The sequence below is a fragment of the Streptomyces sp. CB02980 genome (genome assembly GCF_014451325.2).
In the GTDB taxonomy this organism is placed as follows: domain Bacteria; phylum Actinomycetota; class Actinomycetes; order Streptomycetales; family Streptomycetaceae; genus Streptomyces.
On record NZ_JACSCH020000002.1, the window covers coordinates 581,971 to 594,355 of the forward strand.

Annotated in this window: 8 protein-coding genes; 1 reads left to right on the forward strand and 7 read right to left on the reverse strand. The window is 71.7% G+C overall.

The window, feature by feature from the left end; translation table 11 throughout:
* Positions 1 to 63: 63 nt before the first annotated feature.
* Entirely contained in the window at positions 64 to 2,979 is a 2,916-nt protein-coding gene (locus tag E0F75_RS06085) for a glycoside hydrolase family 2 TIM barrel-domain containing protein (protein ID WP_187621422.1), read from the forward strand.
* Positions 2,980 to 3,014: 35 nt separating this feature from the next.
* On the opposite strand, the gene E0F75_RS06090 is transcribed toward E0F75_RS06085, so the two are convergent.
* From E0F75_RS06090 to E0F75_RS06120, 7 genes are all read right to left on the reverse strand, one after another.
* Positions 3,015 to 3,614: a DUF4328 domain-containing protein gene (locus E0F75_RS06090; RefSeq protein ID WP_187621423.1), complete on the reverse strand. Its 600-nt coding sequence runs from the start codon at positions 3,612 to 3,614 to the stop codon at positions 3,015 to 3,017.
* 228 nt (positions 3,615 to 3,842) lie between these two features.
* Positions 3,843 to 6,575, reverse strand: a complete 2,733-nt coding sequence (locus E0F75_RS06095; RefSeq protein WP_187621424.1) for a Tat pathway signal sequence domain protein — start codon at positions 6,573 to 6,575, stop codon at positions 3,843 to 3,845.
* 138 nt (positions 6,576 to 6,713) lie between these two features.
* A complete protein-coding gene (locus tag E0F75_RS06100; RefSeq protein ID WP_187621425.1) occupies positions 6,714 to 7,292 on the reverse strand; it encodes a hypothetical protein in 579 nt (192 codons plus the stop codon).
* Between the two features lie 14 nt (positions 7,293 to 7,306).
* Positions 7,307 to 8,182 carry a carbohydrate ABC transporter permease gene (locus E0F75_RS06105; RefSeq protein WP_187621426.1) on the reverse strand — a complete coding sequence of 292 codons (876 nt, stop codon included), beginning with the start codon at positions 8,180 to 8,182 and terminating at the stop codon, positions 7,307 to 7,309.
* Positions 8,179 to 9,216: a carbohydrate ABC transporter permease gene (locus tag E0F75_RS06110; protein ID WP_187621427.1), complete on the reverse strand. Its 1,038-nt coding sequence runs from the start codon at positions 9,214 to 9,216 to the stop codon at positions 8,179 to 8,181. The genes E0F75_RS06105 and E0F75_RS06110 overlap by 4 nt, the downstream gene beginning before the upstream one ends.
* A complete protein-coding gene (locus tag E0F75_RS06115) occupies positions 9,216 to 10,499 on the reverse strand; it encodes an ABC transporter substrate-binding protein (protein ID WP_187621428.1) in 1,284 nt (427 codons plus the stop codon). The genes E0F75_RS06110 and E0F75_RS06115 overlap by 1 nt, the downstream gene beginning before the upstream one ends.
* A 187-nt stretch (positions 10,500 to 10,686) precedes the next feature.
* Positions 10,687 to 12,210 carry an alpha-N-arabinofuranosidase gene (locus E0F75_RS06120; protein WP_187621429.1) on the reverse strand — a complete coding sequence of 508 codons (1,524 nt, stop codon included), beginning with the start codon at positions 12,208 to 12,210 and terminating at the stop codon, positions 10,687 to 10,689.
* Between the last annotated feature and the right edge of the window lie 175 nt (positions 12,211 to 12,385).

Here is a 12,385-nt window from a genome sequence, read left to right on the forward strand (position 1 = left end):
TCCCGCGCCCTCTCACACGCTCTCTCCCGCACTGTCTCCCGCACTGTCTCCGACAGGAGAACCATGTCCGCCCTGCCCTGGTACGAAGACGTCACCCCGGGTCGCGGCACGCTCCCGCCGCGTGCCTGGTACGCCCGCTCCGACGCCGCCGTCCTGTCCCTGAACGGGGACTGGGCCTTCCGGCTCTCCCCCACCGCCGACGCCGAGGACGAGTCCTTCGCCGCGCCGGACTTCGACGCGGGCGCCTGGGGGACCGTGGCGGTGCCGGGCCACTGGGTGCTCCAGGGCAAGGCGTACGGCGGGCCGGCGGGCGGCCGGTACGGCGACCCCGCGGGCGGCGAGTACGGCGGCCCCGTCTACACCAACGTCCGCTATCCCTTCCCCGTCGACGCGCCCCGCGTCCCCACCGAGAACCCGACCGGCGACCATCTGCGCCGCTTCGACCTGCCCGCCGACTGGCCGGTGGCCGGCGGCGCGGTGCTCCGTCTCGACGGGGTCGAGTCCTGCGCCCGGGTCTGGCTGAACGGCGTGGAGCTGGGCGAGTTCAAGGGCTCGCGCCTCGCCCACGAGTTCGCGGTCGGCCACCTCCTCGAGCCCCGGGACAACGTCCTCGCCCTCCGCGTCCACCAGTGGTCCTCCGGCTCCTACCTGGAGGACCAGGACCAGTGGTGGCTGCCGGGCGTCTTCCGTGACGTGACCCTGCTGCACCGGCCGGAGGGCGCGCCCGGCGACTTCTTCACCCATGCCTCGTACGACCACGTCACCGGCGCCGGAACCCTGCGGGTGGAGTGCGACGTGCCGGGCCGGGTGACCGTGCCCGAGCTCGGCCTCGACCTCGCCACCGGCGAGGCGGCCACGGTGCCGGTCGAGCCGTGGAGCGCCGAGGTCCCCCGCCTGTACGAGGCCGAGCTCGCGGCCGGCGGGGAGCGGGTGCCGCTGCGCATCGGTTTCCGGACGGTGGCCGTCGAGAACGGCGTCCTGACGGTGAACGGGCGCCGGGTGCTCTTCCGTGGCGTGAACCGGCACGAGTTCCACCCGGAGCGCGGCCGCAGCCTGGACCTCGCGACCATGCGCCAGGACGTCGAGCTGATGAAGCGGCACAACATCAACGCCGTCCGCACCTCCCACTACCCGCCCCACCCCGCCTTCCTCGACCTCTGCGACACGTACGGGCTCTGGGTGATCGACGAGGGCGACCTGGAGACCCATGGCTTCGCGGAGCTGGCCTGGGAGGGCAACCCGGTCGACGACCCGCGCTGGACCCCGGCGCTGCTCGACCGGGCGGCCCGGCTGGTCGAGCGGGACAAGAACCACCCCTCGGTGGTGATGTGGTCGCTGGGCAACGAGTGCGGCACCGGGGCCGGTCTGACCGCGATGGCGCGCTGGATCCGCGACCGGGACCCGTCCCGCCTGGTCCACTACGAGGGTGACCACTCCTGTGCGGACACCGACGTCTACTCCCGGATGTACCCGCCGCACGCCGAGGTCGACGAGATCGGCCGCCGGGCCGACGAGGGGCCCGAGGCCCGTCGCCGACTCCCGTTCATCCTCTGCGAGTACGCGCACGCGATGGGCAACGGTCCCGGCGGACTCGCCGACTACCAGCGGCTCTTCGAGACGTACGAGCGCTGCCAGGGCGGCTTCGTCTGGGAGTGGATCGACCACGGTCTCGTCCATCCGGTCCACGGGTACGGCTACGGCGGCGACTTCGGGGAGGAGCTGCACGACGGCAACTTCGTCTGTGACGGACTGCTCTTCCCCGACCGGACGCCGTCGCCGGGACTCCTGGAGTACAAGAAGGTCGTCGAGCCGGTCCGCATCGCCGACGGAGGAGCCGGCACGGTCCTGGTGACCAACGGCCATGACGTCTCCGACCTCGCGCATCTCGCCTTCACCTGGGCCTTCCTGGCCGACGGGGAGAGCCTCGCCACCGGCCCCCTGGAGGTGCCCGCGCTCGCCGCCGGAGCGAGCGCGCGGATCGCGCTTCCCGCACCGCCCGCACACCCCGCCGGGGCGGAAACCCTCTGGACGGTACGGGCGTTGCTCGCGCACGACACGGCGTGGGCGCCCGCCGGGCACGAGATCGCCTGGGGACAGATCCCGGCCGGCGCGCCGGCCCGCCGCGTGCCTCTGCCGACCGTCCACCCGGCGCGCACGGCCGACCGGACCACTCTCGGTCCCGGCGTCTTCGACTCCCGGAGCGGTCTCCTCCTGGCCCTGGGCTCCCTGCCCGTCACCGCCGCCCCGCGCCTCGACGTCTGGCGGGCGCCGACCGACAACGACGAGGGCGCGCCCTGGCAGCCCGAGGACCGCCACGGCCCGGCCTGGCGCGCGCTCGGACTGCACCGGATGCGGCACCGTACGGACGAAGTCGTCGCGGACGACGGGGGGTTGACCGTGCGGTCGCGGGTCGCACCCGCCGCGTCGGACGTCGGCCTCCGCACCACGTACCGCTGGACCTCGGACGGCACCGCGCTGCGGCTCGACGTCGAGGTGGTCCCCGAGGGCGACTGGCGGGTGCCGCTCCCCCGGCTCGGGGTCCGGCTCGGGCTGCCGGCCGTGCTGGACCGGGCGATCTGGTACGGCGCGGGGCCGGGCGAGGCGTACCCCGACACCCGGGAGGCGGCGCGGCTCGGCCGCTGGGAGGCGACCGTGGGCGCACTCCACACCCCGTACCTGCGGCCGCAGGAGAACGGGGCCCGGATCGACACGCGGTGGGTGGAGCTGACCTCCCCGACGGCGGGTCTACGGGTGGAGGGCGACCCGGTGTTCGCGTTCACGGCCCGCCGCTGGACCACCGAGCGGCTGGACGCGGCCGCCCACCGCGGCGAGCTGGTGCCGGGCGACACGCTGTGGCTGCACCTGGACCACGCCCAGCACGGCATCGGCTCGCAGTCCTGCGGACCGGGGGTGCTGCCGGAGCACCGGCTCGACGCGGCCCCGGCCGCCTTCTCCCTCGCCTTCACCCCGCTCGGCTGACCGTGTTCCCCGGTCCCCCGGCGGGGGGCCGGGGCTCAGGTCATGTTGAAGTACGGCAGGGGACCGGCCGGCTGGGCGGCGGTGACCCGGCGGATGACCGCGATCGCCAGGATCGCGCAGAGGATGTTGAGGCTCTGGTCGACCGGGTTGCGGTAGTCGAAGTGGTCGAGGACCAGGAAGTGGAAGGCGACCGAGAGCGGGCCGTCGAGGAGCCAGACGAACCACCAGGCGTTGATCAGCCAGGCGTCGCGGGGCGGGCCGCCGGCCCGGTGGATGTCGAGGGTGATGCGGCGCGGCAGCCACCACATCGCGAGCGGGATGGCCCAGGCGCCGATGGCGAAGCCCACCGGGTACTTGTGGCTGCCCGGGGCGAGGACCTCGGCGTTGCTGCGGACGCGGAAGAACCAGACGATGAACGCGATCCAGCACGACACCTGGAGCACGGCAGGGAACGGGACCATGTCCTCGGCGAGCCAGGGCGAGTCCTCGCCGCCGGACGCGATGATGTAGACGTCGGCGAGGGCCTGGGTGGCGATCAGCGACTGGACGACGAGCGCCGGTCCGATCGGGTTGCGGAATCTGAAGCGCGGGCCCCGCACGGCAGCCGGTCCGACCGGCACGTTGTAGGCGTCCATGAAATCCCCCCCGGGATGCGGTGACGCCGCCGTGGAACGTCACGGCGGCGGTGATCACCGGCATAGTAGGTGCGTTTCGGCCAGGACGTCCAAGGATGGCGAGGCCACTCGGGCCCGGCTTGGCGGAGCAGCCGCGCCGCCCGCTTCTCCGTCGTCAGAGCGAGGGTGCGAGCAGGGACGCCGCGGCGGCGGGCAGGGCCGTCTTCCTCATCGGGTGGCCTCCGATGGTCACGTGGGCAGGTGGTCGCCGACGAGGGCGAGGTTCTGGATGGCGGCCAGTCCGTACAGGGCCGTGGTGTTGGTGCTGATCCACAGGTGCTCGTAGCCCGGTTCGAGGGCGGCCGGCCCCTGGACGGGCGTCTTGTCCCAGACCATGGCGGCGGTGTAGCCGTCGCTCTTGTCGAATTTGGCCCAGGCGCGCTGGGCGAGCCTGGTGTCGTTCGACTGGGCCGCCGCGTAGGCGTCCTGGCGCGAGTGGCCCTGGAAGAGGAGGAGGGTGCCGAAGTTCTGGCCGTAGCGGGCGGCCTGCTCGGTCTTGGAGGCGTTGAAGTAGCGGCAGTAGTCGAGCCAGGCCTCCTTGAACCTCGGCTGGTCGACGAGCTCGATGAGCTCGGCGCACATCTCGACCAGGCCGAACATCGCGGAGAGGTGGGAGACGCCGACGACCGGCTTGTCGGCGATGGCGAAGCGGCCGGTGTCGAGGTCGTACAGGCCGGTGCCCTGGACGAAGCCGTTGGGCTGGGCGGCGATGGTCTCCATGGTGGAGCGGAGCCGGGCCTCTGCCTTGGCGGCCTTGGGTCCGCCGCGTTCCCATTCGGTGAGCCAGGCGGCGGCGAGACCGCTCCAGTCGGTGCCGAAACCGATGGAGAGGGCGTGCCGGTCGGGGGTGTAGGGCTCGGTACGGATCTTGCGGATGGGGTCGAGGGCGAGGAAGGTCTCGTCGGAGTCGACCAGGTCGTGCATGAGGTCGCCGACGCGTTCGTCGGCGGTGAGGAAGTAGTAGGGGCGGCGGTAGACGGCGGTGGAGATGCGCTGCTGCTTCGCGCTGTCGGCGAAGTGCTGGACGCCGTGCCGGGTGCCGAGGCCGGCCCACGTACCGAGGTGGTAGACGTCGACCTCGCCGGTGTGCCGGGTCATGGCCTCGGCGAAGCGGAAGATGTCGGCGCGGCCGGAGCGGAGATAGGCGTACCAGAGCCACAGGTCGGGCGAGAGCTCGGAGTTGTCCCAGGCGTAGCCGCCGACGTCGTACCGCCACTGGTGCCGGTCCTCGTCGTAGGTGTGCATGATGTCGCCGTAGTCCCAGAAGCCGTACCAACGGCGCTGCTCCACCTGGTCCTTGTAGTAGGTGAAGAGGTAGTCGAGGTGGTCCTCGATGGTCGCCCTGGCGGGGGTGGAGCGGTCGACGGGCGAGAACAGTCCGCCGAACACCCGGGCACGGACGAGGTCTTCGGGGCTGACGGCGAGCTGCGGCGGGGTGCGGACGGCGGCGGCCTGGTCGACCAGCTTCGCGGCGGTGGGGGTGGCGGCGTTGGCCCAGAACATCAGCTCGCTGGTGCGGGCGATGCCGTACGGGGTGCCGAAGCCGGGCTCGTGGTCCTCGTAGGTGATGTTGAGGCCTTCGAGCTGCTCGGGGAAGGTGTCCTGGCCCATGCCGTCGTGGTAGAAGCGCAGGTCCATGGGCTGGGCCTCGGGCGACCAGAGCCAGAGGGTGACCTCGGCCGCGTCACCGGCGGCGCCGCGGATGTCGAGCTGGGCGGGGTGCTTCTGCCAGAAGTCCCGCAGGCCGAAGGAGAGTCCGCCGGTCACGCCTCCGACGTAGCCGAAGCCGCTCGCGCGACGGCCGCCGCCGGCGGGGATCCAGCCGTGGCCGGGCCGGGTGCGCTTGCGGAGGGTGAAGCCGTCGGCGGAGAGCTGGGCGAGGGTGTAGTCGCCCCAGGTCGGGACGTACTGCATACGGGTGGTGACGCGCTGGTCCCAGGTGGCGGGGTCGGGCAGCCTCTCGCCCTTGACCTGGGCGGTGCGGACGGCGGCCCCGGGGTCACGGCGCAGTCCGGTGATGCCCTGGACGGCCTCGGTGAGGAACCCGGCGCCCTCGCCGGCGATCCGGACGTGGCGGTCGTACACGGCGTCCCGCAGGGGGACGGTGAAGCGGACGCCGAGGCCGCGGATGAAGTCCTTCCGCTGGTCGCCGTCATAGGTGATGGTGTGGACCATACGGAACGACTCGGAGCCCGCGTAGAAGTAGAGGCGTACGGAGAAGGGCAGCCAACTGCGGCTTCCCTTGCGGTGTTTGCCGTCGATGCGGACCACGGCCCGGACGGGGCCACGCTGTTCGACGACGGCATCGGAGATCTCGCCGTCGAACCGGTCCCACTTGGCGTCGCCGTGGTCGCCGTCGTCGAGGTCGCTCTGCCGCAGCAGGACGAGCCGCCCGTCGGTGGCGATCTTCACACCGTCGCGGGTGACGGACTCGACGAGCTTCCCGCCGTCCTTGGAGACGACGGCCCGGACGGTGCCGGTGTCGATGGTGATCCGGCGCCCGGTCTCGGTGACGGAGACGGTCTTCGCGGCGGTCGCGGGGGTGCCGGGCGCGAGGGTGAACCGCTCGGCCCCGGCGGCCTCGGGACCGACGGCGTGCGCGGTCCACTTGAGGGAGCCGTCGGGCCAGCGGGCGGTGGTCCAGGTCTGCACGGGCACGTCGGCACCGTCGGCGGTGGTGAGCGCGAAGGCCTGGTCGCCGGGGTGGACGCCCTTGGGCCAGGCGACGCCGAAGGTCGACCCGGCGGCGGCACCGAGCCCACCGGGCTCCAGCCAGCTGACGCTCGCGGGCCGTTCGTCCGCCGGAGCCTCGGCGGCCGCGGCGGCCCGGGCGTCCCCACGCCCGAGCGCCCAGCTGAACTGCACGGCGGCCCCGGCCGCGGCGGCGGCCTTGAGGAGGGAGCGACGAGGTACGGAGGACAAAGGGAGCTCCTTTCATGGGCATGCCGAGGAGGGCATGCCGACGGAAGCGGGAGGAGGCGGGGAGGGGTGGGGTGCGGGGAGGGGCGGGGTGCGGGGAGGGGCGGGGTGCGGGACCGGGCCCCGGTTCGGACCGACGGATCAGGCCGCGGCCGGAGACGGCCGGCGGCGTTCCGCCGCCAGGGCCGAGGCGACGAGGACGCCCAGGGCCGGGAGGGCCAGGGGGGCGGAGAACCAGGCCGACGCGACGATCACCGCCAGGCCGCAGACGACGAGGAGGGAGCCCGCCGGGTCGCGCAGCGCGCGGCGGGCCGCGGGGCCGAGCAGGTCGCGCCAGCGCCGGTCCGGGCGCCAGGCCGTGACCGCCCTCAGCAGGCTGACGGTCAGCCAGAGCGCCGCGAGGATGGCGAGGGCTCCCGCGGCCCGACCGCCGGGCACGGGCAGCGCCCGTACGAACAGGAGGTCGGCGCCCACCAGGGCGAGCACCGCCCCGTAGCCGAGGCCCGCCGACCACCCCCCGCCCCGCAGGGCCCCGCGCAGGTCGGCGACGAAGGACCGCAGCCCGGTCTCCTCGTCCGCGGTCCAGCGGCGCAGGTGCGCGGCGCCGGCGGCGAGCGCCGCGGGGAGGGTGACGAGGGGCAGCGCGGCGACGGCGATCCACACCCCGACGAGCAGACACTCGGCGAAGACGGCGAACCGCGCCAGGAACCTGGCTCTCATCTCGGCACCGCCCCTCAGCCCTTGAGCCCGGACGTGGCCATGCCGTCGATGAGGTACCGCTGGAAGGCGAGGAAGAACGCGACGACGGGCAGCAGCGCCACAAGCGACATCGCGATCATGCCGCCGTAGTTGGCGACCCCGTCCTGGTCGACGAACATCTTGAGGCCGAGCGAGACCGTGTACTTCTCGGGTTCGTTGAGATAGATCAGCGGCCCCATGAAGTCGTTCCACGCGTTGATGAACGTGAAGATCGCGCTGGTGATGAGCGCGGGCCGGCACAGCGGCAGCACGATCGACCAGTACGTCCGCAGGTGCCCGCAGCCGTCGAGCCGCGCCGCCTCGTCGAGTTCCTTCGGCAGTCCGCGCATGAACTGGAGCATCAGGAAGACGAAGAAGGCGTCCGTGGCCAGGTACTTCCCGAGCAGCAACGGCGTGTAGGTGTTGATGAGTTCGAGCTTCTGGAACAGCACGTACTGCGGGATGAGCAGCACGTGGTACGGCAGGAGCAGCGTGCCGATCATCGCGGTGAAGAGCAGTCCGCGCCCGGCGAAGCGGACCTTGGCGAAGGCGTAGGCCGCGAGCGAGCTGGAGAGGACCACGCCGATGACCGAACCGACGGCCAGGAAGAGCGAGTTGCCGAAGAAGGTGGTGATGGGGATGTCGGCGATGCCGTCGGCGAGCCGCCGGTAGTTGTCGGTGAGGGGGTCGGTGGGGAAGAGGGACAGGCTGCCGACGATCTCGTCGTTCGGCTTGAAGGAGCCGCCGATGACCCACACCACGGGGTAGAGGATGACCGCGAGGACGGCGAGGGCACCGAGGTGCCAGGCGAACGAGCCCGCCGAGCGGCCCGCTCCCGCCCGCGCGCCGGTCCGGGTGCGTACGAGGCTCATCGGGCCCCCTCCTCGTAGTGCACCCAGCGCCGCTGGGACCAGAAAAGGAACGCCGTGACCAGGGCGACGGCGAGCAGCAGCATCCATGCCATCGCCGAGGCGAGGCCCATCCGGCTGTTCTCGAAGCCCTGGATGTAGAGGTAGCAGGTGTAGACGAGGGTGCCGTCGGCCGGTCCGCAGGCGTTGCCCTGGCTGCCGATGATGTAGGCGGATCCGAAGATCTGGAAGGAGTGGATGGTCTCCAGGAGCACGTTGAAGAAGAGCACCGGGGAGATCATCGGCAGGGTGATGCTCCAGAACCTGCGCAAGGGGCCCGCGCCGTCGACCTCCGCCGCCTCGTACAGCTCCCGCGGCACCTGTTTGAGTCCGGCGAGGAAGATGACCATGGGGGCGCCGAACTGCCAGACCGTGAGGGCGATCAGGCTGTAGATGATGCGGTCGGGGTCGCCGATCCAGCCGCCGGCCTCCATGCCGAGGAACTGCTGGCCGCGGTCGATCGCGGCCCCGTCGGAGAACAGCGCCCGCCAGACGATGGCGATGGAGACGCTGGCGCCGACGAGTGAGGGTGCGTAGAACGCGGCCCGGTAGAAGCCCTGCCCGCGGCGGCTCTGGTTGAGCAGCAGCGCCACGCCGAGTGCCGCGGCCAGTTTGAGCGGGGTGCCGATCACCACGTACCAGCTGGTCACCTCGACGGAGGTGCGCCAGCGCGGGTCTCCGAACATCTCGGTGAAGTTGTCGAGGCCGATCCACCGCGGGGCGTCGAAGAGGTTGTAGTCGGTGAAGGCGAAGTAGAGCGAGGCGACCATGGGCCCCGCGGTGAGCAGGAGGAAGCCGGCGATCCAGGGGGACATGAAGAGATAGCCGGCGAGGTTCTCGCGGCGGCCCCGGCCGCGCGGTCCGGCGGCGCCCTTCCGCCCCCCGCCGCCGGAGCCGGCGTCCGCGGGTGCGGTCGCCGGTTCCGGCGGGGTCCCCGGCGCGGGATGCGGTGCGGGGTTCGGCCCGGCGTTCGGTACGGAGGTCACGGCGGCGTCCATCAGGAGGAGAGCGCCGTCTTCGCCTCGGTGAAGAACTGCTTCACCGCGTCCGGCACGGGCCTCGTGCCCAGCGACATCTCCTCGCCGAGCCGCAGGAAGGCGGCCTCGGTGACGTCGGCACCCGCCGGGTGCGGGGTGATGGGCTCCAGGACGCGGGACTCCACCAGCTGCTTCTCGTACGCGGCGATCTGCCTGCCGACCGGGTCGCTCGGCACGTACGCCTGGTACTGGGCCGTGGTGGCCGGGACGCCTCGGTCGTAACCCATGATCTTCCCGACCTCGGGGTCGTGGACCATGAAGTCGATGAACCGGGCGACTTCCTCGGGGTGCTTGGTGCGCCGGGAGCCGCTGAGCATGAGCGAGCCGAGGTACTGGCCGGTCTTGCGGCCGTCGGTGGTCGGGATGGGGGCGAGACCGTACCGGCTCTTGCCCTCGGAGGCGTAGCGGACGGTGAAGTTGTCCCAGGTGAACTCGCAGGCGGCGAGTTCGGCGGTGACCGCGGACTTCGGCTTGGCCTGGATGGTGCGCTTCGGGTCGGCGTAGATGCCGGACTTCACGCCCTGGTGCGCCGTGGTCCACCAGTCCGTCAGATCCGCCTCGGTGAAGCCGAGTCCGGCGGTGGTGAAGAAGGCCTTGCCCTGCTGGCGCAGGTAGAGGTCGTACAGGTACATGATTCCGTAGGGGCCGGCGTCTCCGGCGCGGCCCTGGGTGTCGCGGATCCTGGCGAGGGCGGCGTGGTACTCGTCCCAGGTCCATCCGGCCTTGGGGGTGACGCCCGCCTTGCCGAAGACGGTCTGGTCGACGACCAGGGCCATCGAGTTGCTTCCGACGGGTACGCCGAGGAGCTTGCCGTCGACCTCGCCGAACGTCTCCAGGCCGGCCCGGAACCCGTCGAGTCGGAGGTTGCCCCGCTCGGCCTGCTCGCGCAGGTCGAGCAGGACGTTCTTCGCGTCGTACTTGCGCAGGAAGCCGATGGCGTTCTGGAAGACGTCGGGGGCGTTGCCGCCCGAGGCCTGGGTGTTGAACTTCTTCCAGAAGTCGGCGTACGGCTGGAAGTCGGTCTTGACCTTGATCTTCGGGTGCTTCTTCTCGAAGAGGGCGATCGTCTGGTTGATCCGCTTGGCCCGGTCGTCGGAGCCCCACCAGGCGTATCGGAGGGTGACGGTGCCGTCCCCGGATCCGGAGCCGGCGCCGCATCCCGCGGCGGTCAGGCCGAGAGCCGCCAGTGACCCGCCTGCGAACTTCAGCAGATTCCGACGGTCGACAGTGCTGTGAGTACGCACAGTTCGTCCTCCCGCGCGTGTGATTTGAACGTTTCAGGAAAGCGCTTGCTGGGACAAAGTAGGTTCGCCCGTCAGTCACGTCAACGCTTCGGACAGGATCTTTCGAAGCGCTTCGCCGAGGGGGTCGCGAGCGGGAGGCTGAAAGGATTCAACCAAGGGCCTGTCAGAGCCTTCCACGACGCGGCCGTCAGCGCAGCCGGATCACGTTCCACGACATCGGCTCCAGGACGGCCCGCAGCGTCCCGTCCACGAGCGTCGCACCCGCCACCGCGTGCGGCGCCACCCGCTCCGGATCGTCGAGCGTGTTGGACGCCTCCGGGTCCGCGTCCGCGAGCGCACTGTGCTCGACGACCCGGCCCGGCTCGAACCCGCGCAGGGCGACCTCGAGTGTCAGCGGTGCGTTCCGGCCACGGTTGACCGCGAAGACGGTGACACCGCCGTCCTCGTCGCGTACGGCCGTGGCGTGCAGCAGCGGGACGTCGCCGTACCGCTCCGTGGGGTACGTCGGTGAGTCGACGCGCACGTCGAGAACGGTCCCCCGGCCGTACCGGGAGGCCTGGGCGAAGGGGAAGAACGTGGTCTGGCGCCAGGCGCGGCCGCCGGGCTCGGTCATGATCGGTGCGATCACGTTGACGAGCTGGGCGAGACAGGCGATCGCGACTCGGTCGGCGTGCCGGAGCAGGGTGACGAGGAGGCTGCCGAACACGACGGCGTCGGTGACCGTGTAGACGTCCTCCAGAAGGCGCGGGGCCTCCTGCCAGTCCTCCACCGGGTGGGGGTTGGGCCGGCGCTGGTACCAGACGTTCCACTCGTCGAAGGAGAGGGTGAGTCTCCTCGCCGACTTCAGCCGGGCCCCGACGTGGTCGCAGGTGGCGACGACCTCCTCGATGAAGGCCTCCATCTCGACGGCCGAGGCGAGGAAGGAGTCGCGGTCGCCGTCGGTCTCCTCGTAGTAGGCGTGCAGCGAGACGTGGTCGACGACCTCGTACGTCTCGGCGAGGACGGTGGCCTCCCAGGAGGCGAAGGTCGGAAGTCCGCGCGCGGAGCTGCCGCAGGCGACGAGTTCGAGCCCCGGGTCGATCTGGCGCAGGGCGCGCGCGGTCTGCGCGGCGAGCCGGCCGTACTCCTCCGCGGTCTTCTGCCCGGTCTGCCATGTGCCGTCCATCTCGTTGCCCAGACACCAGAGGCGGATGCCGAAGGGGTCCTTGTCGCCGTGGGCGATCCGGCGGTCGGAGAGCTCGGTGCCGCCCGGGTGGTTGGCGTACTCGACGAGGTCCATGGCCTCGGTGATGCCCCGGGTGCCGAGGTTGAGCGCCATCATCGGCTCGGCCCGCGGCCCGACCTTCCTCAGGAAGGCGATGAACTCGCGCAGGCCGAAGCGGTTGGTCTCGGTGGACCGCCAGGCGACGTCGAGCCGGCGCGGGCGCTCCCCGACGGGCCCGACGCCGTCCTCCCAGCGGTATCCGGAGACGAAGTTGCCGCCGGGGTAGCGGATCGCGGTGACGCCCAGCTCGCGGACGAGCTCCAGGACGTCGGTGCGCAGCCCGTCCTCGTCGGCGGCGGGGTGGCCGGGCTCGTGGATGCCGGTGTAGACGCAGCGGCCGAGGTGCTCGACGAAGGAGCCGAAGAGTCGGGGGTCGACGGGTCCGACGGCGAAGTCGGGGTCGAGGGTGAAACGAGCGGTGCGGGTGGTGCGTTCGGCGTGGGACACGCGATTCCCTCTCGTTCAAGATGTTCGAGATATCGACCGACGGTCGTATGTCCGAACGAGAACGTAGGAGGGGAGATCACGCGCGTCAATGGACCCCGGCCCAGGACCGGCAGCACCGCCGGGGCGACGAGAAGCGACCGTCTGCCACGTCGGGGACGACAGTGACAGGGCGTCG

Excerpts from the sequence above, each read along its gene's own strand:
- E0F75_RS06085 (WP_187621422.1), top strand. The coding sequence starts at position 64 with ATGTCCGCCCTGCCCTGGTACGAAGACGTCACCCCGGGTCGCGGCACG.
- E0F75_RS06090 (WP_187621423.1), bottom strand. The coding sequence starts at position 3,614 with ATGGACGCCTACAACGTGCCGGTCGGACCGGCTGCCGTGCGGGGCCCG.
- E0F75_RS06100 (WP_187621425.1), bottom strand. The coding sequence starts at position 7,292 with ATGAGAGCCAGGTTCCTGGCGCGGTTCGCCGTCTTCGCCGAGTGTCTG.
- E0F75_RS06105 (WP_187621426.1), bottom strand. The coding sequence starts at position 8,182 with ATGAGCCTCGTACGCACCCGGACCGGCGCGCGGGCGGGAGCGGGCCGC.
- E0F75_RS06110 (WP_187621427.1), bottom strand. The coding sequence starts at position 9,216 with ATGGACGCCGCCGTGACCTCCGTACCGAACGCCGGGCCGAACCCCGCA.